The sequence below is a fragment of the Aggregatibacter valvarum genome, assembly GCF_980468985.1.
In genome coordinates, this window is the sequence record NZ_OZ413141.1 from 1,394,613 (window position 1) to 1,417,833 (window position 23,221).

At 43.1% G+C, this 23,221-nt stretch carries 16 protein-coding genes, 2 tRNA genes and 1 pseudogene; 11 read left to right on the forward strand and 8 right to left on the reverse strand.

The genetic code is table 11. The features are described from left to right. Nucleotides 1–86: 86 nt before the first annotated feature. The 5 genes and pseudogenes from AC30SF_RS06540 to rsgA form a co-directional block, all read right to left on the reverse strand. Nucleotides 87–170: pseudogene (locus AC30SF_RS06540) on the reverse strand (IS200/IS605 family transposase); the annotation flags it as partial. A 362-nt stretch (nt 171–532) separates the two neighbouring features. Then, nucleotides 533–1,033: a PTS glucose transporter subunit IIA gene (crr, locus tag AC30SF_RS06545; protein WP_033002689.1), complete on the reverse strand. Its 501-nt coding sequence runs from the start codon at nt 1,031–1,033 to the stop codon at nt 533–535. 62 nt (nt 1,034–1,095) lie between these two features. Next, nucleotides 1,096–2,823 (reverse strand): phosphoenolpyruvate-protein phosphotransferase PtsI, encoded by a 1,728-nt coding sequence (gene ptsI / locus AC30SF_RS06550; protein WP_489607942.1) that lies wholly within the window; start codon nt 2,821–2,823, stop codon nt 1,096–1,098. Between the two features lie 139 nt (nt 2,824–2,962). Continuing rightward, entirely contained in the window at nt 2,963–3,220 is a 258-nt protein-coding gene (ptsH, locus tag AC30SF_RS06555; protein ID WP_209364563.1) for a phosphocarrier protein Hpr, read from the reverse strand. 230 nt (nt 3,221–3,450) lie between these two features. Then, complete coding sequence (rsgA, locus tag AC30SF_RS06560) at nt 3,451–4,491, reverse strand: small ribosomal subunit biogenesis GTPase RsgA (protein ID WP_489607943.1); 1,041 nt, start codon at nt 4,489–4,491, stop codon at nt 3,451–3,453. Between the two features lie 71 nt (nt 4,492–4,562). Here rsgA and orn point away from each other — a divergent pair, with 71 nt between their 5' ends. The 3 genes from orn to AC30SF_RS06575 all read left to right on the forward strand — a co-directional run bounded on the left by orn (nt 4,563) and on the right by AC30SF_RS06575 (nt 5,380). Then, a complete protein-coding gene (orn, locus tag AC30SF_RS06565) occupies nt 4,563–5,111 on the forward strand; it encodes an oligoribonuclease (protein WP_489607944.1) in 549 nt (182 codons plus the stop codon). 98 nt (nt 5,112–5,209) lie between these two features. Further along, nucleotides 5,210–5,285 (forward strand) — tRNA-Gly (locus AC30SF_RS06570). Nucleotides 5,286–5,304: 19 nt separating this feature from the next. Then, a tRNA-Gly gene (locus tag AC30SF_RS06575) sits at nt 5,305–5,380 on the forward strand. 135 nt (nt 5,381–5,515) lie between these two features. Here the strand turns inward: AC30SF_RS06575 and AC30SF_RS06580 are convergent. The 3 genes from AC30SF_RS06580 to AC30SF_RS06590 all read right to left on the reverse strand — a co-directional run bounded on the left by AC30SF_RS06580 (nt 5,516) and on the right by AC30SF_RS06590 (nt 11,103). Next, nucleotides 5,516–7,261: an ABC transporter ATP-binding protein/permease gene (locus AC30SF_RS06580; RefSeq protein ID WP_489607945.1), complete on the reverse strand. Its 1,746-nt coding sequence runs from the start codon at nt 7,259–7,261 to the stop codon at nt 5,516–5,518. 55 nt (nt 7,262–7,316) lie between these two features. Then, complete coding sequence (locus AC30SF_RS06585) at nt 7,317–9,548, reverse strand: TonB-dependent siderophore receptor (protein WP_489607946.1); 2,232 nt, start codon at nt 9,546–9,548, stop codon at nt 7,317–7,319. Between the two features lie 157 nt (nt 9,549–9,705). Continuing rightward, the gene (locus AC30SF_RS06590; protein WP_489607947.1) at nt 9,706–11,103 is read right to left on the reverse strand and encodes an MATE family efflux transporter; all 1,398 of its coding nucleotides are present in this window, start codon (nt 11,101–11,103) and stop codon (nt 9,706–9,708) included. A 24-nt stretch (nt 11,104–11,127) separates the two neighbouring features. Here AC30SF_RS06590 and AC30SF_RS06595 point away from each other — a divergent pair, with 24 nt between their 5' ends. The 8 genes from AC30SF_RS06595 to rsxC all read left to right on the forward strand — a co-directional run bounded on the left by AC30SF_RS06595 (nt 11,128) and on the right by rsxC (nt 23,217). Then, nucleotides 11,128–11,736, forward strand: coding sequence for a riboflavin synthase subunit alpha (locus AC30SF_RS06595; RefSeq protein WP_489607948.1), 609 nt, complete (start codon nt 11,128–11,130; stop codon nt 11,734–11,736). 72 nt (nt 11,737–11,808) lie between these two features. Further along, nucleotides 11,809–13,527, forward strand: coding sequence for a class I SAM-dependent DNA methyltransferase (locus tag AC30SF_RS06600; RefSeq protein ID WP_489608314.1), 1,719 nt, complete (start codon nt 11,809–11,811; stop codon nt 13,525–13,527). After that, a complete protein-coding gene (locus tag AC30SF_RS06605; RefSeq protein WP_489607949.1) occupies nt 13,520–14,857 on the forward strand; it encodes a restriction endonuclease subunit S in 1,338 nt (445 codons plus the stop codon). The genes AC30SF_RS06600 and AC30SF_RS06605 overlap by 8 nt, the downstream gene beginning before the upstream one ends. Before the next feature lies 1 nt (nt 14,858). Then, a complete protein-coding gene (locus AC30SF_RS06610) occupies nt 14,859–15,446 on the forward strand; it encodes a HEPN domain-containing protein (RefSeq protein ID WP_489607950.1) in 588 nt (195 codons plus the stop codon). 280 nt (nt 15,447–15,726) lie between these two features. Further along, entirely contained in the window at nt 15,727–18,891 is a 3,165-nt protein-coding gene (locus AC30SF_RS06615; RefSeq protein WP_489607951.1) for a type I restriction endonuclease subunit R, read from the forward strand. Nucleotides 18,892–19,639: 748 nt separating this feature from the next. Beyond that, complete coding sequence (gene rsxA, locus AC30SF_RS06620) at nt 19,640–20,221, forward strand: electron transport complex subunit RsxA (RefSeq protein WP_290522172.1); 582 nt, start codon at nt 19,640–19,642, stop codon at nt 20,219–20,221. Further along, the gene (gene rsxB, locus AC30SF_RS06625; protein ID WP_290522171.1) at nt 20,221–20,814 is read left to right on the forward strand and encodes an electron transport complex subunit RsxB; all 594 of its coding nucleotides are present in this window, start codon (nt 20,221–20,223) and stop codon (nt 20,812–20,814) included. The genes rsxA and rsxB overlap by 1 nt, the downstream gene beginning before the upstream one ends. Further along, nucleotides 20,815–23,217, forward strand: coding sequence for an electron transport complex subunit RsxC (rsxC, locus tag AC30SF_RS06630; protein ID WP_489607952.1), 2,403 nt, complete (start codon nt 20,815–20,817; stop codon nt 23,215–23,217). It begins immediately after the preceding gene. The last annotated feature ends 4 nt before the right edge of the window (nt 23,218–23,221 follow it).

The following is a 23,221-nucleotide window of genomic DNA, read 5'->3' on the forward strand; positions in this document are numbered from 1 at the left end:
TGGGAGTTTTCCCATTCAACACCGCCCTTTTTTATTAAAATAACAACTGCATCTAATGGCTTCCCCGACACACATTTAAAAGAGGCAATATATTCTTCCACAACTTTTGTATTTAAGTTCAATGTGCTGACAAAAAATCCTTCTGCCCGGAAATGTCTATTTTCATATCGCTATTTTAGTGAATCGTAGCGTGCAACTTGTTGCACGAAATCACGAATGTCCAAAAGAGATAAATAACGTTCCGTGCGTGGTTTGGTCGTGCATCAAGATGCACGCTACGCACGAAATCGTGAATTACATATCGAGGTTAATCATTCGTGCAACAAGTTGCACGCTACGTACGAAATCGTGAATTACGTATCGAGGTGAATCATTCGTGCAACAAGTTGCACGCTACGCACTATTTGGATCCATACGCATAGCGTATGGTTTTTATAGCCGGACTTTGTCTGGCTATAAATAAAAAAGCCGATCTTAAGAAAACTTAAGATCGGCAATCAGCAAAATGCTTATTACACGCTTGCTGTCTCTATTATTTTTTTAGAACTAACACCACGGAATCACCGGCAACCACTTCCCCGGTTTTCTTCTCAAGATGATTAATCTCATCCATATTGGAAATCACTACCGGTGTTAGTACGGATTTCGCTTTAGCTTCCAAGAGAGGAAGATCTAACTCAATCACTGTGTCGCCACGTTTAACGGTTTGACCTTCTTGCGCCACACGAGTAAAGCCTTCACCTTTTAATTCTACGGTATCAATACCAAAGTGAACAAATAACTCCACACCTTCTTTGGATTCCATGGAAAACGCATGATTAGTTTCAAAAATTTTACCAATCACACCATCTACCGGCGCAACTAATTTATTGCCGGTCGGGCGAATAGCAATGCCATCACCAACAATCTTTTCAGAAAAAACGACATCCGGCACATCTTCAATATTCACGATCTCACCGGAAAGTGGGGCATAGATTTCCACTTCAACCGCTTTCTTCTCTTTTGAGCCAAATAGTTTGTCAAATAAACCCATTTTAATCATCTCCTGAAGTTTGAAATTTAGTCGTATTTTAGCTTAAAAAGCCTAATTTGTATTTAATTTAATGCTTTTTCTGCTAAAAAATCAATCACTAAACGTTCGATTTCTGCCGCAGTCGGTTGTTGCAACGCCTTTTCTGCCAGTAATTTTGCGTCTTGATAATTAACGTTACGAATTAATTTCTTAATCCGCGGCACAGAAATCGCACTCATACTAAATTCATCTAGCCCCATTCCTAACAACAAGACAGTAGCACGTTCATCGCCGGCTAATTCACCGCACATTCCCGTCCATTTTCCTTCCGCATGAGAAGCATCAATCACTTGTTTAATTAAACTCAGTACAGACGGACTCATTGGGTTATATAAATGAGAAATGAGCTCATTGCCACGATCTACGGCTAACGTATATTGGGTTAAATCATTTGTACCAATACTAAAGAAGTCCACTTCTTTCGCTAAGAATTTGGCATTCACTGCCGCTGATGGCGTTTCAACCATGACACCAATTTGAATATTTTCGTCAAAGGCCTTACCTTCATTACGCAATTCAACTTTCAATTCTTCAATGACGGATTTCAACTCACGAATTTCTTCTACAGAAATAATCATCGGGAACATGACGGCTAATCGACCGTAAGCGGATGCCCGTAACACAGCTCTTAATTGCGCATTTAAAATTTCTCGACGATCCAACGCAATACGAATAGCACGCCAACCGAGGAATGGATTCATTTCTTTCGGCAAATCCAAATACGGCAATTCTTTATCACCGCCAATATCCATGGTACGCAATATCACCAAATTGCCATTCATGGCTTCCACGACGTCTTTATAGGCGATAAATTGCTCTTCTTCTGTCGGCAATTGATCACGATCCATAAACAAGAATTCCGTGCGGTATAACCCTACACCTTCAGCGCCATTGCGATCCGCACCTTCAATATCACGAATGGTACCGATATTCGCAACCACATCCACGCGGTGTCCATCTAGCGTTAATGCCGGCAAATCTTTTAACTTCGCCAATTCAGCTTTCTCATCGGCTAATTTCGCTTGCAACGCTTTTAAACGCAGAATGTCTTCTTGGGAAGGATTAACGTAAACCACATTATTTAACGCATCCAGAATTAAAAAATCACCGGTATTTACCAACTCGGTAACATTGTTCGTCCCAACAATTGCCGGTAATTCAAGGGAACGCGCCATAATGGACGTATGTGATGTGCGACCTCCGATATCCGTCACAAAACCTAATACTTTGTCTAAATTTAGCTGTGCCGTTTCAGAAGGCGTTAAATCATAGGCAACTAAAATCGCCTCTTCATTAATTTCACCTAAATCAACGATGTGCATGCCTAAGATATTTTTAATTAAGCGATTGCCAATATCACGAATATCACCGGCACGCTCTTTTAAATACTCATCGTCAATTTCCGACAAAATGGCAACTTGCTGATTAATCACCACATTCGCCGCCACTGCCGCATTCACATGATTTGAACGAAGATAGTCAATGATTTCCTCTTCCAGCTCTTCATCTTCCAAAATCATTAAATGCCCTTCGAAGATGGCAGCTTTTTCTTCGCCTAAAGATTGATAAGCACGCTCTTTAATTGAGTTTAACTGCTCTACAGCCGCCTCACGTCCTGCGTAAAAACGCGCGATTTCTTCCTCGACTTGGCTGTCTTTAATCTTTTGCATATCCAGTACAATTTTTTCTTCTTTAAGCACAAGTGCTTTACCAAAAACAATGCCTGGTGAAGCCGGAATTCCTGAAATCATAGTTACCTTCTATAAAAAATCTATCCTAAAACTCAAATTGATTAAAAATCAATCATTCTTAAAATAAAGCAAAAGCCATGACCTGCTACATCGCCTCTTTAATCATAAAGAAAGATTGCCGCAAATCATGGCTTGGTTATTATTCTAAGGTTGGAATTAATGCCACAAGATGTTCAACAGCTTTTTCTGCATCCTCACCTTCTGCAGAAATCGTAATCACGGTACCTTGCGTGAGCATCAACGTTTGTAATTTAAACAAACTTTTTGCACTGGCACTTTTACCGGCTGAAGAAACCGTAATATCAGAAACAAATGCTTTCGCTTCTTTAACGAATTGTGCTGCCGGACGCGTATGCAAACCATTAGGTGCAGTGATTTCAACATCTTTTGAATACATATGAGTTTCCTCTAAAAAATTAATTGAATCCGATAAGTCCATTTAGCATTTTGATGGAATCTTGTCTAAAAAGACTAAAATAAATGCGCCGTAGTATCCTGATAATCGCTCCATTACGCAAGGCGATTTCAATAAAAATTTGAACTGGATCACAAAAAAACGACGTCAAAGTTTAATTTATTAACCAAAATTTAACAAGGTTTTGCGCAAAAGAAGTGGCTGACATTGACTTATTCAACAGAAAAATGGCGCTGCGATTTCATTTCTTTTTTACTGGTTAACAAACGATGATAATTTTCATAACGAACAGCACTGATTTTGCCTTCTTCTACCGCCTGACGTAAGGCACACCCCGGATCATTTAAATGCTTACAATCACGGAACTTACAGGTGCCCAGCACGCTTTGGAATTCACGATATCCTTTTGTAATCTGTTCATCTTCCAAATGCCACAAACCAAATTCACGGATGCCCGGTGAATCAATTAAACTGCCACCTTGCGGTAAATGATATAAACGGGAGGAAGTTGTGGTGTGTTGCCCAAGGCCCGAAGTTGAACTAATTTCTCCGACCAACGCGTCCACCTCCGGCAAGACAGCATTAATCAAACTGGATTTTCCTACGCCGGATTGTCCTACAAAAATAGACACGCCATCCGATAAAAGTGCGGTCAGTTTTTCCAGATTTTTTCCATTCTGCGCTGAAACCATCAGCGTTTGATAGCCAATATCACGATAAATTTTCAGCTGTGAATCCACCTCTTGCCACTGTTCTTCCGTCAGCATATCGGCTTTATTCAACACAATAATCGGTTCAATGTTGGCGTCTTCGCATACCACCAAATAACGATCAATAATATTCAATGACAAACTCGGCAGTACGGAAGAAATAATGATAATGCGATCAATATTAGCCGCGATGACTTTAATACCATCATAATAATCCGGACGGGAAATTTCATTTTTGCGTGGATGAACCCCTTCAATTACCCCACTCACTCCTTGCAACTGTTCATTGCCTTGCCGCCAAATCACGCGATCCCCGACGACAACGCTCGCTAATGTACGACGCAAGTTACAACGAAAAATCTCGCCTTGCGCATTTTCCACATCCGCATGACGGGCATAGCGTGTGACGACCAAACCATCCTGCGAATCGCCCAGCATATCATCCTGCCAATCAATGTCTTTCTTCTGATGGCGATGTAACACCTTATGATTATTGGACTGAATTCGGCGTTTTTGATTTTGCGTTAATTTGGGTTTACTCATATAAGTGCGGTCGTTTTTTCTCGCGTTTTTCGCTAGAATAAGGAAAATTTTTGCATAGGATACCTTATATAATGGCATTAGATAAACAAAATCTGATCTGGATTGATCTTGAAATGACAGGCTTAGATCCGGAAAAAGAACGCATTATTGAAATCGCAACCATTGTGACCGATAAAAATTTAAATATTCTTGCCGAAGGCCCTGTTCTAGCCGTCCATCAATCTGACGAATTACTCAATAAAATGAGCGACTGGTGCATGAAAACCCACACCGCAAACGGTTTGGTTGAACGCGTTAAAAACAGCAAATTAACCGAACGCGCGGCAGAATTACAAACCTTAGATTTTCTCAAAAAATACGTGCCGAAAGGGGTATCACCGATTTGTGGCAACAGTGTGGCACAAGACAAACGCTTTCTCTTTAAATATATGCCTGAGCTTGCAGACTACTTTCACTATCGCCACCTTGATGTCAGTACATTAAAAGAATTAGCCGCCCGCTGGAAACCGGAAATTCTGGACGGCTTTAGTAAACAAAATACCCATTTGGCATTAGACGATATTCGCGAATCCATCAAAGAACTCGCTTACTATCGCGAACATTTTTTAAAGATAGACTAAATCGACGAATATATAAACAAGCGCATCATTTTCATGATTTTATACTTGCACTGTCTAAAAATATTCGTATAATGCCGTCTCATTCATTTGATGTGAATGCGGGAATAGCTCAGTTGGTAGAGCACGACCTTGCCAAGGTCGGGGTCGCGAGTTCGAGCCTCGTTTCCCGCTCCATTCTCAACATCAACTCTCTGCGGGAATAGCTCAGTTGGTAGAGCACGACCTTGCCAAGGTCGGGGTCGCGAGTTCGAGCCTCGTTTCCCGCTCCAAATTCACAATCCCTCGCTTTTGCGGGGGATTTTTTTATGCTTAATTTTCGTTTCCCTTTCTCTGACGAAAAAGGGAACCTGTTTCTTCTGTGTTTTATTAATTTGGCTTAAAAAAGCACCGCACTTTTAGCGTATTTACAGCACTAACTGCTTATTATGAAACTGTTGCAACGTGCAACGATGACCGACACTGAGAATAATCATGTTTGGGAAACGGCTGCGGATGATTTTATACAGCAATTCTTCCGTCGGTTCGTCCAGTGCCGATGTGGTTTCGTCTAAAAAAATCACATCGGGTTGCATCAGAAGAATGCGAATAAACGCCACCCGTTGCAATTCTCCCGGCGAAAGAATAGCTTGCCAATCGTTGGATTCGTTAAGAGACGGAATGTATTTGCTCAAACGGCACTGCTCCATAGCCAACTCCAATTCGCCACGTTTAGGCTCAATATTCGGATAACAAATCGCTTCGCGTAACGTGCCTTGCGGCATATACGGGCGTTGTGGCAGAAACAGACTGTTGCTACATGGACGCTCTACCCGACCTTCCGTATCAAACGGATAAATCCCCGCAATGGCTTTGAGTAACGAGGTTTTTCCTGCGCCTGACGGGCCTTGAATAAGTAAAGCATCGCCATTTTGCAAATCCACGTTCAAATCCTTCAACAAGACTTTTCCAGTGCCGTCTTTAATCCCGAAATGATGCAATGACACCCGATGAGAACATTCCACCGGCTGATGAATATCCGTGCCGTCCAATTCGTCTAATTTGGTAAAAAAACCATATAAACGGTTTAAGCGCGCTTGATACAAGGTGAATTCTTCATAGAACAAGCGGAAGAAAGACAACGCCCGCATAAGGCGATTGAAGGCTTGCACCGTTTGGTGCATATCGCCTAATTTCACCTGTCCGGCAAAGAAACGCGGCGCTTGCAACATAAGCGGTAGAATCATGGCAATTTGCGTCACGCCGGTATTAAATCCGTCCAACCCCAACATACGGCGCACAATTACCCAACGGTTGTGAATGATAGCGTGAAATTTCTCTTGTAAATTTGACCGCTCTTTTGTTTCACCGCCGTAAAACGCAATACTTTCTGCGTTATCACGCACGCGAATCAAGGAATAACGGTAATCCCCGTTCAATCGTTCTTTATCAAAATTCAATTTAATCAGCGGGTGCCCAATCCAAACGGAAAGTGCGGTGGCGACGATGATAAAAATATAAATAAAGAACACCACGCCTTTCGGAATCGGCACGCCGAGCAACACCAATATCCCTGACAAGCCCCACAGAATAATCGTAAATTCAATGGTGGACATCACGGAATTAATCAAGCCTTGCAACATGGTAACCGTGCCGCTAATAAATTCACGGGCATCTTGTTCGATACGTTGATCGATGTTATCCGGCAATTCTTTTTCGTATTTCAGACGATAATAATTTTTATGGCGCAACCAACGCACGAGCATTTCATTATTGAGTTTTTCTAACCAACGAATTTCAAACAGCTGGCGTACAAAATAATTGATAATGGAATGCACGATTTTGAACATCACCAACAAGGCATTAAGCCCGGCAAAAAACCAAAAGGCATCAGCTTTTTGTTCTTGTAACGAGGTATAAAGTCCGTTATAGAAAAAGGAATTCAGCACGCTGATTCGCACTTCCAGCAAAATCAAGGTCAGCAACAATAAAAGCAAACCGATAATTTTGTATGCCGACGAGGTTTGCACACAAGGTTGTGTAATCAGCCAAAAGCGTTGCCCGAAGTCTGTTCGTTTAAGCGCCAATGCCAATACTGCCAACACCGCCGACACGCCCAAAAGTGCGGTCAAAATCCAAGATAAACTATTATTAACTTCTGTTTGCCAATCCATTTTAATATCCAAAAAGAAAGGGCGTTAAACGCCCTTTAGGGATGAATGTATTTAATTAGAATTCCACTTTGGTATTAAAGATAAACTCACGTCCATAACCCAACGCCACCGGAATCAGCGTGTTTGTTGCATTGCCTGAAGTGGATGGGAAGTAGGTTTTATCCGTTAAGTTTTTACCGTTAAGTTGGAATGAAACCTTCTTGCCGGAGATTTTGGTGTCGTAGGCAATGAAGGCGTCATACACTACGGCATGTGGAATTTTATACGATTTCGCGTAGTTATTGGTATAAGCATACCAAGAACCTAAATAACGTGCACCACTGCCAACACGGATATTACCGAAATCAAATTCCCCCACATTGTAAGCCAAGAATAAAGAAGCTTGATGTTTCGGTACGCCGGAAAGCTGTTGATTCACCGCCTCTGGGTATCTTGCATTTTCTAGGGATTTCACTTTCGTGTAAGTATAGTTTGCGGCGGCACTCAAGCGTTCGGTAAGTTGGCCGTTTAAATCAAATTCAACACCACGGGAACGTTGTTTACCAACAATGTTTAACTCTGCATTGGCGCCGCTGCCCACCGCTTCTGCCACATTGCGTTTATTAATATTAAATAAAGACACCATGGCGTTAAAATCAGCATTTTCATACTTCGCCCCCATTTCAATGGATTTACCTTGTTCCGGTTTTAAATCGCTGTTCACCGGAGTAGCCACACTCATTTGCGGACGGAAAGATTCCGCATAGTTGGCAAAGGTGGCGATATTCGGCGTGAATTTATACACTGCGCCTAGTTGATACAACAATTTGCCATCATGTTGATCTGTATTAGCGGTCTTCGTTAAGCTTTGCCCTTTTGATAAATCACAATTCGCCGCATTTAAGCAATGGCGACCGGCAAATTGGTCAAAATATTCATAACGCAAACCACCGGTAACAATAACGCTATCCGTTAAATAGGCTGTATCCTGAACATAAACGCCAAGGGTTTTTAGATGGTTATATTGATAGGCATTGCCGTTGCCGTTTTTCTTCTGTGCCACCGGATTGGTATAGTTTGGATGATCAATGCTGAGATCCGAATCCATGATGCCTTGGTTATAAATCGGGCCAATCTCACGAATATTACGCATCACATCCACACCGGCGACAAAACGATTACCAATCTCACCAATACCGAATTCACCCACAACATTAACGGTCCCGCTATGTACGCGTTGATCGCCTTGTTGTTGTTCAATGGCACGGCGCACATGACGTGCTTTTAATTCCGGAGAGGTAATCACACCTTTTTTATTTTTAACCGCAGGAATCGCTGTGTCTGTAACATTAATATTTGAAATACGCGCTTGATGATAGAAATATTCATAACGGGCATAGTTATAACCGGCGTTTAACTTCCAGTTATCGTTAAGCTTATGCTCAACTTTAAAATCAATGTTATCGGTTTTTGCCGTGGTTTCATTATTCGGTTCGTCTAAACGACGGGAGACCGGAATATTCGGCAGAGAATTTGTCGCCGTTAATAAATTCGTCCCACGATCAAACGGCTCAAGAATATCTTTATGCTCATACGCCACGAAGACTTTGGTGGTGTCATTTTCCCAAGAAAGAGAAGGCGCGTAAGTGGTGTTTTTAATTTTGCCGAAGTTACGCCAATAGTTCTTTTCTTGTTTGTCATAAATAAAACGATAAGCAAAGCCATTGCCTAAGCCGCCGGTGAAATCCACTTGTGTTCCCCACAAACGATGATTTCCCAATGTGCCGCCCACTACATATTTCGGCGTTTGTTGCGGTTTTTTGGTAATGATATTGACGACACCGCCCGGATCTTGAATGCCATAAAGCACAGAGGCAGGGCCTTTTAAGACTTCGACGGTTTCCGTGGTGGCACTAAAGTTCTTGGCAGGGCCGGCTTGCAAGCCGTTACGCATAATCGAATTATCACGATTGCCGCCAAAACCGCGTTTTTGAATGGAATCGAACATGCCGCCTAAGGTATTGGCTTGACTAACGCCACTCACATTGTAAAGCGCATCAATTAAGGATTCGGGTTTGCGATCTTTTAATAATTGGGTGGAAAGAATATTGACCGTGTTCGGTGTATCCAGCACAGGCACCTCGGCTTTTGAGACCACAGAGGTCCCGGTGGTTTGATAACCGTTTTGCTTAATGCCGGTATCTTCAACAGTGATTTGTTCAAGATTTTCCGCTTTTTCTTCCGTATAAGCAGACATGGATACCGCCGTTAAAAGTGCGGTGGAAATCACGCTTAATTTAAATTTCATAACATTACCTTTTCGAGTCAAAAAACGGCGACAGTATAGCTGAAAAGCTTCAGGTGAAAAAGAGAATTATTCTCTTTTAAATACACTAAAAAAACATCTTAAAAAACAACCGCACTTTAGATGAAAAAAGCCTGCTACAACGGTAACAGGCTTCTCTTTATTTCAACTTTTCCAAGCGTGCTAGCAGCACGTCATCAGGTAATCGCTGAATTTTTCGGAGACGATAAATTAATAAAATGGCCGCTAAGGTTAAACTCACAATAAACGCAATCCAGAACCCTTTTGCCGCAATACCACCGGTAATGATCCAATCGGTACGCGCCAATATGTAACCCAGTGGCATTCCGACAACCCAATAGCAAAATAATGTGATGTATAAAATAGCTTTGGTGTCTTTATAACCACGCAACACGCCACCGATAATCACTTGTACCGTGTCGGAAAATTGGTATAGCGAGGCAATTAATAATAAGGTGCCTGCCATGGCAATGACTTCAATGTCTTTCACAAAAATGGCAGCAATATGCTCACGTAAAGTTACTGTTAAAAATGCAGTGACTATTGCAACCGATAATCCGACCGCCAACGCAGAATAAGACACCAGTTTTGCCCCGTGTGGCGATTTTTCGCCTAAACGTTGCCCGACTAAGATCGTAGTAGCCATGCCAATCGACATAGGCAACATGAAGACAAACGAACTGGTGTTTAAGGCAATTTGGTGGCTCGCCACCACATCGGCGCCAAGCGGTGATAGAAATAATGAAGTCAATGCAAATAACGCTACTTCACAACAAAGCGCCATGGCGATAGGAAACCCAAGTTTCAGCAACTTGCTCAATGTACGCACATTTGGACGTTCGATAATCTTGTCGAAGACCTTTAAATCACGTTGATTTCTCGCGCGCATACAATAGGTCAACATGAAAAGACACATCGTCCAGTTCACGATTGCCGTCGCAATACCACAGCCCACCGCCCCAAATGCCGGAATACCGAGCTTGCCGTAAATGAAAATATAGTTAAGGGGAATGTTGAGCATTAAACCGAGGAAAGTAATCACCATGGCAGGCTTGGTTTTGGCAATACCGTCATTTAAACAACGAAAATTAATCATTAATAAATAACCCGGCAAGCCCCAAATCATGGCGTGTAAATAGCCGCTTGTGATCTCCGCCAAACGGGGTTCCATATCCATGTTTTGCAAGACAACGTCGCTGTGATAAATCAATAAACCAAGGGGAATGCAGCTAAAGAACACAATCCAAATGCCTTGGCGTACCTGATGAGCAATCCGCTTACGCTGACCGGAGCCATTCAAATAGGAAATAGTAGGAGGCAAGGCGAGTAACAACCCGTGTCCGAATAACACCAACGGCAACCAAATGGAGGCACCTACGGAAATGGCTGCCATGTCTGCTGCGCTCACGCGCCCTGCCATAATGGTATCCACCATCCCCATGGAGTTTTGCGCAATTTGCGCAAGCAAAATCGGAATGGCGATAGCAATTAATTTTTTAGCTTCAATATGATATTCTTTGACGAAGTTTACATTCATAAATAAATAGATTTAGAGGTCATTATGTTTACAGGCATTGTGCAAGGTACGGCACAAATTAAGGCTATTACAGAAGGGGCTAATTTTAGAACACACGTGGTGGAAATGCCACAAGAAATGCTGAAAGGATTACAAATCGGCGCCTCTGTTGCGCACAATGGCGTGTGTTTAACCGTCACGGAAATCAAAGGCAATTTGGTGAGTTTCGACTTAATGCAAGAAACCTTGAAAATCACTAATTTAGGCGCGTTAAAGGCTGGTGATTTCGTCAATATCGAACGCGCCATGCAAATGGGCACAGAAATCGGCGGGCATATATTATCCGGCCATGTGTATTGCACCGCAGACATCGTTGAACGCATTCCTTCCGAAAACAACCTGCAAATTTGGTTCCAACTGCCGAATCAAGACATGATGAAATATGTGTTAACCAAAGGCTTTATTGCTGTGGATGGCATCAGTTTAACCATCGGTGAAGTCCGTGAACAAAGCTTCTGCGTGAATCTCATTCCGGAAACAATTCGTCGTACGTTGATTGGCAAGAAACAGGTGGGCGAAAAAGTCAATATTGAAATCGATCCGCAAACACAAGCCATTGTGGATACGGTGGAACGTTATTTGGCACAGAAATAATCACAAAGTGCGGTCGAAAAAGGCAACGTTTTTTAAAAAAAAGCATGCCAAACGACCGCAAAAATCACACACATTTTCTTAAAATCACTTTACAAAGGATATAATTTATGCAAGCGAGACGAGACGACCAAGATTGTCGATGAAAATCACGCATTACAACAAGCATTTTTAAATGAATTAGATGAAAAACTTTGGGCATCTGCCGATAAACTGCGTCAACAGCTTGACGCCGCCAACTATAAACACATCGTTCTTGGTCTGATCTTCTTAAAATACATTTCTGACAGTTTCACCCACCAACAAGCCAAAATTCAGGCTGAACTGACCGATCCTGAAAACGCACTCTATCTTGACCGCACTTTTTACGACACCGAAGAAGAATACCAAGAAGCCTTAACAGCCGAACTGGAAAACCGCGACTACTACACTGCCGACAATGTGTTCTGGGTGCCGCAGCAAGCCCGTTGGGACGAAATTAAAGCCGTTTCTATCTTAGAGATTGGGACTGAATTACCTTGGGGCGGGAAATTTTCCGGCGTGGCAAAACTCATTGACGATGCCTTCGATTCCATTGAAAAAGACAACGAAAAGCTCTCACGAAATGGTATGGGCGTCCTCCAACGCATCAGCGGCTATGCCGTAAACGAAGACACCCTACGCGGGCTGATTATCCTCTTCTCCGATACCCACTTTACCCGCCCGACTTACAACGGCGAGCCCGTGCATTTAGGTGCAAAAGACATTCTCGGCCACGTTTACGAATACTTCCTCGGTCGCTTTGCTCAAGCCGAAGGCAAGCGCGGCGGCCAATATTTCACACCAAAATCCATCGTTTCACTCATTGTTGAAATGTTAGAACCCTACAAAGGGCGGGTGTATGACCCTGCGATGGGCAGTGGCGGCTTTTTCGTGCAAACCGAACGCTTTATCACCGCCCATCAAGGCAACATCAATAACGTTTCCATCTACGGGCAAGAATTCAACCCGACCACCTGGAAACTCGCTGCCATGAATATGGCGATTCGTGGCATTGATTACGACTTCGGCAAACACAACGCCGACAGCTTCACCCAGCCGCAACACATCGACAAAAAGATGGATTTCATCATGGCAAACCCACCCTTCAATATCAGCGATTGGTGGAACGAATCCCTTGCCGATGATCCACGTTGGGCATACGGCACACCACCGAAAGGCAACGCCAACTTCGCTTGGCTGCAACATATGATTTACCACCTCTCGCCAAACGGAAAAATGGCATTATTGCTTGCCAACGGATCCATGAGCAGTCAAACCAACAACGAAGGCGAAATCCGCAAAGCCATCATTAATGCCGACTTGGTCGAATGTATGGTTGCCCTGCCCGGCCAGCTCTTCACCAACACCCAAATCCCCGCCTGTATTTGGTTTTTAAACCGCAACAAAAAGCGCAAAGGCGAAGTGTTATTTATCGACGCCCGCCAAATCGGCTATATGAAAGACCGAGTATTGCGCGATTTCACCGCTGACGACATTGCCAAAATTGCCGACACCTTCCACGCGTGGCAAAAAGCAGACGGCTATGAAGACCAAGCCGCTTTCTGCAAATCCGCGACTTTAGAAGAAATTGCGGGCAACGACTTCGTCCTCACACCGGGACGCTACGTCGGCACCGCAGAACAAGAAGACGACGGCGTGCCTTTTGCAGAAAAAATGCAAAATCTGACCGCACTTTTGAAAGAACAATTTGCGAAAAGTGCGGAGTTGGAAGCGGAGATTAAAAAGAATTTAGGGGGATTGGGATATGAGTGATTGGCAAATGGTAACATTAGAAGATGTAACAGAAAGTATTAATACAGGATTAGATGCTATTCGTAGAGCTCCGATTGTTGAACATAAAACAAATTTACGTTGCTTGAGAATACAAGATATTTCTCAAAATAAGTCATTTGATAAATGGGGATATACTGAGGTTAAAGATGCAGACTTCAAAAAATTTCAGCTTGTTCCTAACGATATTATTATGGCAAGAACTTGTTCTACAGGTATTTGCTATCTAGTAAAAGAAGAATTACCTGCCGTTTTTAATAATGGCTTAGCAAGAATACGTTTGAAAATAGAAAAAGTTGATCCGCAATTTATTTATTATGTTTTCAAGTCAAAACATTTTAGCGGTTATATTGATGGAATATCTGGTGGTACATCTGTTCAATTAAATATGAAAATTGGTGATTTATCGAAATACCAATTTAAGTTACCTCCACTTTTAGAACAAAAAGAAATTGCTAGAATTTTATCTGATTTAGATAAAAAAATAGAACTCAATACTCAAATCAACCAAACCTTGGAACAAATCGCCCAAGCCCTATTTAAAAGCTGGTTTGTCGATTTCGACCCCGTGCGTGCCAAAGGCCAAGCTCTTTCAGACGGCCTTAGCCTTGAACAAGCAGAACTTGCCGCCATGCAGGCAATCAGCGGAAAAACAGCCGAAGAACTGACCGCTCTTTCACAAACACAGCCTGAACACTACGCCGAATTAGCCGAAACCGCCAAAGCGTTTCCGTGCGAGATGGTGGAGGTTGATGGGGTTGAAGTGCCGAAGGGGTGGGAGGTTAAGCCCTTAGGAGATTTAATTTCTTTTGTGAAAGGTAAAAAACCAAAATCTGTATCACCAAAACAAGAAGAAAATATGTTGCCACATATTCTTACTTCATCGTTAGAAGGTAAATACAATGAATTTTGTGAAAGTAATAAACTTGTAACTATTGAATATCATAATACTATTATGTTAATGGATGGTAGCAATTCAGGAAGAATTGCTATTGGTCATAATGGCGTAATTGGATCAACATTAGCCAAAATCAACCTTGATAATAACAAACTTTGGGCTGTTATTTATCAATTCCTTAAATATAAGGAAGCTGATATTCAAGCTAATACAACAGGAACAACTATACCGCACACAGATAAAAATAGAGTAAATAATTATCTGATGGTTATTCCTGATAATTTTCTACTAGAAAAATTTACTAACTTATTTGATAACTCATTGTTAAAAATAATTTCCAATAGAAATCAAATTATTAGTTTAGAAACAACCAGAGATTTGTTACTACCTAGATTGTTGAATGGAGTAATTTAGAATGAATAATAAAGAAAGAGCCGTAGAGTATTGGAGTGTTGGACAGCAATTTTTACAATTATCTTCTTTTACTTCTGAAAAAATAGCCAAGTCAGGTAATAAATCCATTATTCTATCAAATAGACCATTATCAATTAGAGAAATAGATAGAAAAACTAAATGGTCAGATTTGAGTATTTCTATTCCTGTTCTATTCAATTTTTATCACGGAATAGAATTAATGTTGAAAGGCTATATCATATTCAGCAATAATGAAGATAGAACTACTCATAGAATATCTAATTTATTGGAATATATTTCTGAACAGATTGGAAAAGATAATGAATTTATAATTTTATTGGATAAACATATAAATCCTAAAGAAAATATAATTTCTGATTTTTTAACAAAAAATAACATCAATATTGATAATTGGTATCAAGCATTGAAGTATCCTGAGAGCAACCAAGGAATCAAATATAATCATTTCAGCTTGAAGTATGGTGGTGATAGAACTATTGCATTCTGGCAAGAGTTGTCAAAAGACAGTTTAGAAATAATTAGACTCGCTAGAAAATATCATCTGGAAAATAGAGAAGATTCTGACTAATTATTATGAGGTTGATTTTACTCCTGCCAAATCTCCCCTAACCCCTCTTTGCTAAAGAGGGGGATTGAATCGAGGGTAATTTGAATTTTGGTTTACTACTTTAATATGCGATGAAAGATTGAAATTTTCTTAGATTAGAAATGAGCCAGTTGCCGGCAATTTACTCAAGAAATCCCCCTCTTTAGCAAAGAGGGGTTAGGGGAGATTTGGCAGTATCAATAAACGAAGAAATTAATCCATTAGCTCCCCAAAGACAGCAAATACACAAAAGGAATCCATCATGCTCAACGAAAACGACATCGAACAACTCACCCTTCAACGCCTGCAATCCCTCGGTTGGGAATATCGCTATGGTAAAGATTTGCCTGTTCATGAGGGGGAATTTGCCCGTGGCGATTTGAGCGGCGTAGTCTTTGTTGAGCAACTGCGTGAGGCACTGCGTAAACTTAATCCGCAGCTGCCTGAAAGTGCGGTGGATTCTGTAGTGAAATCGGCGACGAAAAGCGATATTGGCGATTTAGTGGTTCGGAATCAGGCGTTTTATAAACTACTGCGTGATGGCGTGCGGGTGGAATATACGTTAAACGGCGAACAAAAAATCGAGATGGCGCGCTTGGTGGATTTTGAGCATGGGAAGAACAACCTCTTTGTTGCCGTCAATCAGCTGGAAATCCGCAGCCGTAAAGGGGGCAAGCGTATTCCTGATATTATCGGCTTTGTAAATGGTCTGCCCTTGTTGGTATTTGAGCTCAAAAATCCGCTGCGTGAATCGGCGGATTTGTTGCAGGCGTTTAATCAATTTGAAACCTATAAAGATGAAATTGCCGAGCTGTTTGTTTACAACCAAGCCTTAATTATTTCAGACGGCATTGCCGCACGTTTGGGTTCGCTTTCGGCTGATTTCCAACGTTTTACACCGTGGAAAGTGGTCGATGAAAAAAATAAAAGCGCGCGGTTATATTTTGACGATGAATTGCAAAGCCTGCTCAATGGCTTAATGCAGCCCAAAGATTTGCTCGACTATATCCGCTATTTCGTCTTATTTGAACGGGATTCAGGTGGTAAAACCATTAAAAAAATCGCGGCGTACCATCAATATTACGGCGTAAATGAAGCAGTCGATTCCACCCTTTTTGCGACTTCAGAAAAAGGCGACCGCCGCATTGGCGTGATGTGGCATACGCAAGGTTCAGGTAAGTCGATTTCCATGTTGTTTTATGCCGGCAAACTGCTTGCGCAGCCTGAATTGAAAAATCCCACCATTGTGGTGGTCACCGACCGCAACGATTTGGACGGTCAGCTCTTCCAAACCTTTTCTTCAGGCAAAGATTTAATCAAACAAACGCCGCAACAAGTGGAAGATCGCGATCAACTGCGCCAACTGCTCGCGCAAAATGAAGTCGGCGGCGTGTTTTTTACCACGATTCAGAAATTCGCCTTAAATGAGGAAGAAAGCCGCTTCCCTGTTTTAAATGAGCGCAGCAATATTATTGTAATCAGCGATGAGGCGCACCGCAGCCAATATGGCTTTACGCAAAAGCTGCATAACGGCAAGTTTCAGGCAGGCTACGCCCGCCATTTGCGTGATGCGCTGCCAAATGCTTCGTTTATCGGTTTTACCGGTACGCCGATTAGCCTAGAAGATAGAGACACACAAGATGTGTTCGGACGTTATGTATCTGTTTACGATTTGCGAGATGCGATGGAAGATGGCGCAACCGTACCGATTGTGTTTGATGATGCTCGCCAAATTCGCTTAAATAAAAAAGACCATGATGCTTTGTTTGCAGAAATTGATGCTCTACTAGAAGAGGAGCCATCGACTTCCCTGCGTTTACAGGAAAAATTACTAGGCTCACAAGCACGTCTTATCGAATTAGCCGCAGATTTTGTGCAACATTTTGCCAAACGCAATGAAGTGGTGGACAGCAAAGCGATGATAGTGGTTTCCAGCCGTCAGATTTGCGTGGATTTATACAATGAAATCATCAAACTGCGCCCTGAATGGCATTCGGACAATATTAACGAAGGGGTGATTAAAATTGTGATGACGGGTTCTGCTTCCGATGCGCCGGAAATGCAGAAACACGTTTACAGTAAACAGGAAAAACAAACGCTGGAACGTCGCTTTAAAGACCCGAACGATCCGCTGAAAGTGGTGATTGTACGCGATATGTGGCTGACGGGCTTTGATGCGCCTTGTTGTAATACGATGTATATCGACAAGCCGATGCAAGGACACAACCTGATGCAAGCTATCGCCCGAGTAAACCGTGTATTCCGCAATAAAAGCCGAGAAAATGGCGGCTTGATTGTGGATTATGTAGGCATTGCTGACAAACTCAAAGAAGCCACTCTGCAATATACAAACTCACAAGGAAAGGGCAAGCTGACCGATAGCGTGATTGATGTGTTCTTTAAAATGAAAGAGCATTTAGAGTTCGTCCGTAGCCTGTTTGCAACGCCGGTTGAAGGGAAAACTTTTGATGTTCAAGCCGCCTTAGAGAAGGACGAGCCACATGAATTGCTGATGGCGATTCGTTTTGCCGCCAACCATATTTTAAGCCTCGATCAATTACCGTTTGATGGCAAAGCGCACGAGCAACATTGGTTTAATAAAAAAGAAGCCGAGCCACGCAAAAAAGCCTTTTTGAAAGCAGCGGGATTAGTGAAAAAAGGCTATATGTTGTGTGGTTCCTTAGCGGAAGTTGAGCCATACAACCAAGAAATCGCCTTTTACGATGCCGTGCGTGCCATTCTCACTAAGCGCGAACAAAACGGTACAGGCACAAATGAAAGACAGATTTTATTGAAAAAATTGGTCAATCAAACCGTCTATTCCGAAGGTGTGATTGATTTATTTGATCTGCTGGAAAAACCGCAACCACAAATCAGTTTGCTTTCCGAAGAGTTTTTACAGACCATCAAAAACAGCCCAACGAAGAACTTATGGGTGAGCGCGATGGAGCGGTATTTAGCAAGTGAAATCAAAGCCAAATCAGGCGCAAACCTCACCTTGCAAAAAGACTTTGAACAGCGTTTAAAAGAAGCCTTAAACCAATACCACAACCACAATTTAAGCGTCGTCGAAATTTTGGATGAGCTCTTCAAAATGAGCCAAGATTTTCAAGAACGCTTAGCTTTAGGTGAAAAGTTGGGGCTGAAAAAAGAGGAACTCGCCTTCTACGAAGCCCTCGCCCAAAACCAAAGCGCCAGAGAACTGATGGGTGATGAAGTATTGAGTAAACTCGCGAAAGAAATCACCGACACACTCAGAAAATCCGTGACTATCGACTGGCAATACAAAGAAGGCGTTCGTGCCAAAATGCGCATTCTCGTGAAACGCGCCTTGCAACGCTACAAATATCCACCGGATAAACAAGAAGAAGCCGTGAGCTATGTGATTAAGCAAGCGGAAGAAATTGCAGAAGAATTAGCCCAGTAACAATCCGCACGTAAAACGTGCGGTTTTTAGGCTCCCCTATAAGGGCCTATACTTCACAAGCCCCTCAAAGGGCGTGTGAAAACCGGTAACCGTGCTTATTTTCATATCACTATTTTAGTGAATCGTAGCGTGCAACTTGTTGCACGAAATCATAAATGCCCGAAAGAGTTAAATAACGTTCCGTGCGTAATTTGGTCGTGCATCAAAAAGCGCACTACGAACGAAATCACGAATTACACAGTGAATCGTCGCGTGCAACGTGTTGCACGAAATCATGAATGTCTGAAAGAGTTAAATAACGTTCCGTGCGTAATTTGGTCGTGCATCAAAAAGCGCACTACGAACGAAATCACGAATTACACAGTGAATCGTCGCGTGCAACGTGTTGCACGAAATCATGAATGCCCGAAAGAGTTAAATAACGTTCCGTGCGTAATTTGGTCGTGCATCAAGATGCACGGTACGCATGAAATCGTGAATTACGCATCGAGGTTAATTATTCGTGCAACAAGTTGCACGCTACGAGGAAGGACTCCATACGCATAGCGTATGTTTTTTATAACCAGACTTTGGCTGGCTATAATAAAACATCCGAAAAATCCACCGCACTTTTAAAATACGCTTTTCGGCGTATCAAAAAGTGCGGTCAGTTTTGTTAAAATTCATTCCGCCGCTGTACTGATTTTTTTATTGTTCTTCACAACAGAAATGACGATAATAGACGGCTCACAAGAATGAATTGAACGCTATGACACATTATATTTTATTGATTATCGGCACTGCATTGATTAATAACTTCGTGCTGGTCAAATTTCTCGGACTCTGCCCTTTTATGGGCGTCTCAAAAAAAATCGAAACCGCTATCGGCATGGGCTTGGCAACAACCTTTGTGCTAACGGTGGCGGCGCTTTGCTCCTATTTAGTGGATCATTATATTCTCGCCCCATTAAACGCAACATTTTTACGCACACTCGTTTTTATTTTAGTCATCGCCGTAGTAGTGCAATTTACTGAAATGGCGATTCACAAAACCAGCCCAACTTTATATCGTTTACTGGGCATTTTCCTGCCGCTTATTACCACCAACTGTGCCGTGCTTGGCGTGGCATTGTTGAACGTTAATCTTGCACATAATTTAACGGAATCGGTGGCTTACGGCTTTGGTGCCTCTGCCGGTTTTGCCTTAGTTTTAGTCTTATTTGCCGCATTGCGTGAACGCTTGGTTGCTGCTGATGTGCCGATGCCGTTTCGTGGTGCCTCTATTGCCTTGATTACGGCAGGCTTAATGTCGCTCGCCTTCATGGGCTTTACCGGATTGGTGAAACTATAATGGCAACTTTCTATTACGTTCTCATTGCCATTGTCATATTGGCGCTGATTTTCGGCGCCATCTTGGGCTTTGCATCCGTAAAACTGAAAGTCGAAGCAGATCCCATTGTCGAAAAAATCGATGCGATTTTACCGCAAAGCCAATGTGGCCAATGTGGCTATCCCGGTTGCAGACCTTATGCTGAAGCCATTGCCAACGGCGATGTGATTACCAAATGTATTCCGGGCGGCAGACCCACCGTCATTAAAATCGCCGAATTGCTTGGCGTTGAACCGCCGGAGACCGATAATTTAGCCGAAGATCCTGCGCCGAAAGTCGCCTTTATTGATGAAAATATGTGTATCGGCTGCACCAAATGCATTCAGGCGTGTCCAGTAGATGCCATTATCGGTAGCAATAAACTCATGCACACGATTATTCCCGATTTATGTACCGGCTGTGAGCTTTGTGTTGCGCCCTGCCCGACCAGCTGTATTTCCATGATTAAAGTCGAAAAAAATATTGATACTTGGGATTGGAAATTCGATCCTAATCTAGTGATTCCGATTGTTGATACCACATCGGCTGAAAAGAAAATCATTGTGGGGAAATAAATGGCGGATGTATTAACACGTTTTAACAGTGGCAAACTTTGGGAATTTGATGGTGGTATTCACCCGCCGGATATGAAGTCCCAATCCAACGGCACACCCATTCGCACGCTGCCCTTGCCCGATGATTTTTATGTACCGTTAAAACAACACGCCGGTCGTGCAGGAAACTTGTTAGTCAAACCCGGAGATCAGGTTCTCAAAGGGCAACCTCTGACGCAAGGCGATGGCTTGCAAAGCTTACCTGTTCATGCACCCACCTCCGGTACAGTGATTGATATCGCGCCTTATGTCGCGCCACATCCATCCGGGCTGACAGAAACCTGCGTGCATATCAAAGCAGACGGCTTGGATCAATGGCGTCCACAAATGCCAATCGAGGATTTTTTCACCCAAACTCGGGAACAGCTGATTGAAAAAATTTATCAAGCAGGTATTGCCGGCTTGGGGGGCGCGGTATTCCCGACTGCCGCCAAGATTCACTCTGCTGAAAAACAGGTTAAACTGCTGATTATTAACGGCGCAGAATGTGAACCCTACATCACCTGCGATGATCGCTTAATGCGCGATCGTGCCGATGAAATCATCGAGGGTGTGCGTATTCTGCGTTATATTTTACGCCCTGAAAAAGTCGTTATCGCCGTAGAAGACAATAAATTAGAGGCCGTCTCCGCCTTAGAACACGCTTTACATGGCGCAAATGACATTGACATCCGTATCATTCCGACAAAATATCCGTCCGGTGCGGCAAAACAACTCATTCAAGTGCTAACAGGTATGGAAGTGCCAAGCGGACAACGCTCTTCCAGCATTGGCGTCCTCATGCAAAATGTGGGAACTGCCTTTGCTATTAAACGCGCCGTACTTGATGACGAGCCTTTAATTGAACGTGTTGTTACCCTCACCGGTGATAAAATTCCAAACAAAGGCAATTATTGGGCGCGCTTCGGCACCCCGATTTATCATCTATTGCGTGAAACCGGCTACCAATATGACGATCGCTTTCCGGTCTTTATGGGCGGCCCAATGATGGGCGTGATTTTACCGGATTTAAATGCGCCGATGTCTAAAGTCGCAAACTGCTTATTGGCACCAGATCATTTTGAATATGCACCACCGGAACCGGAAAAAAGCTGTATTCGTTGTTCTGCCTGTTCCGATGCTTGCCCGGTAAAACTGATGCCTCAGCAACTCTATTGGTTTGCCCGCAGTGAAAATCACGAAAAGTCGGAAGAATATTCTCTCAAAGACTGTATCGAATGTGGTGTGTGCGCCTATGTTTGCCCAAGCCATATTCCACTGATTCAATATTTCCGTCAAGAAAAAGCCAAAATTTGGGAAATTAAACATAAAGCAAAATTAGCCGAAGAGGCGAAGATCCGTTTTGAACAACGCCAAGCCCGCCTAGAACGGGAAGAACAAGAACGCAAAGCGCGCTCTCAACGCGCTGCAGCAGCACGCCGTGAAGAATTAGCACAACAAAAAGGCATCGATCCGGTCGCCGCTGCCTTAGAACGTTTGAAGGCGAAAAAAGCGGAAGCTGCAGAAAATGCGCCAGTTGAACAAAAAACCCTTATTGATGAAAAAGGTCATATTCAGCCGGACAATAGCGACATCATGGCACAACGCAAGGCGCGCCGATTAGCTCGTCAAGCAGAACAGGCGGAGACTGCCGCTTTAAGTACAGCTGAAACTACCCAAAGTGCGGTTCAAATTTCCGATGAAAATCCAATAGAAGCGGATCCACGCAAAGCCGCCATTGCCGCCGCACTCGCCCGTGCTAAAGCGAAAAAAGCGGCACAGCAAGGGGACGCAGTCACCTCAAGTACGGCTGAAACTGCTCAAAGTGCGGTTCAAATTTCCGATGAAAATCCGGCAGACACGGATCCACGCAAAGCCGCCATTGCCGCTGCTATCGCCCGCGCTAAAGCCAAAAAAGCAGCACAGCAAGGGGACGCAGTCACTTCAAGTGCCTCTGAAATAGCCCAAAGTGCGGTTCAAATTTCCGATGAAAATCCAGCGGAAACAGATCCACGCAAAGCCGCCATTGCCGCTGCTATCGCCCGCGCTAAAGCCAAAAAAGCAGCACAGCAAGGGGACGCAGTCACTTCAAGTGCCTCTGAAATAGCCCAAAGTGCGGTTCAAATTTCCGATGAAAATCCAGCGGAAACAGATCCACGCAAAGCCGCCATTGCGGCTGCTATTGCCCGTGCTAAAGCGAAAAAAGCGGCACAGCAAGGAGACGTTGTCACTTCAAATGTGGCTGAAACAGCCCAAAGTGCGGTTCAAATTTCAGATGAAAATCCAGCGGAAACAGATCCGCGCAAAGCCGCCATTGCGGCCGCAATTGCCCGCGCTAAAGCCAAAAAAACAGCACAGCAAGCCCAACAAAATGAACAGCATTAAGGAA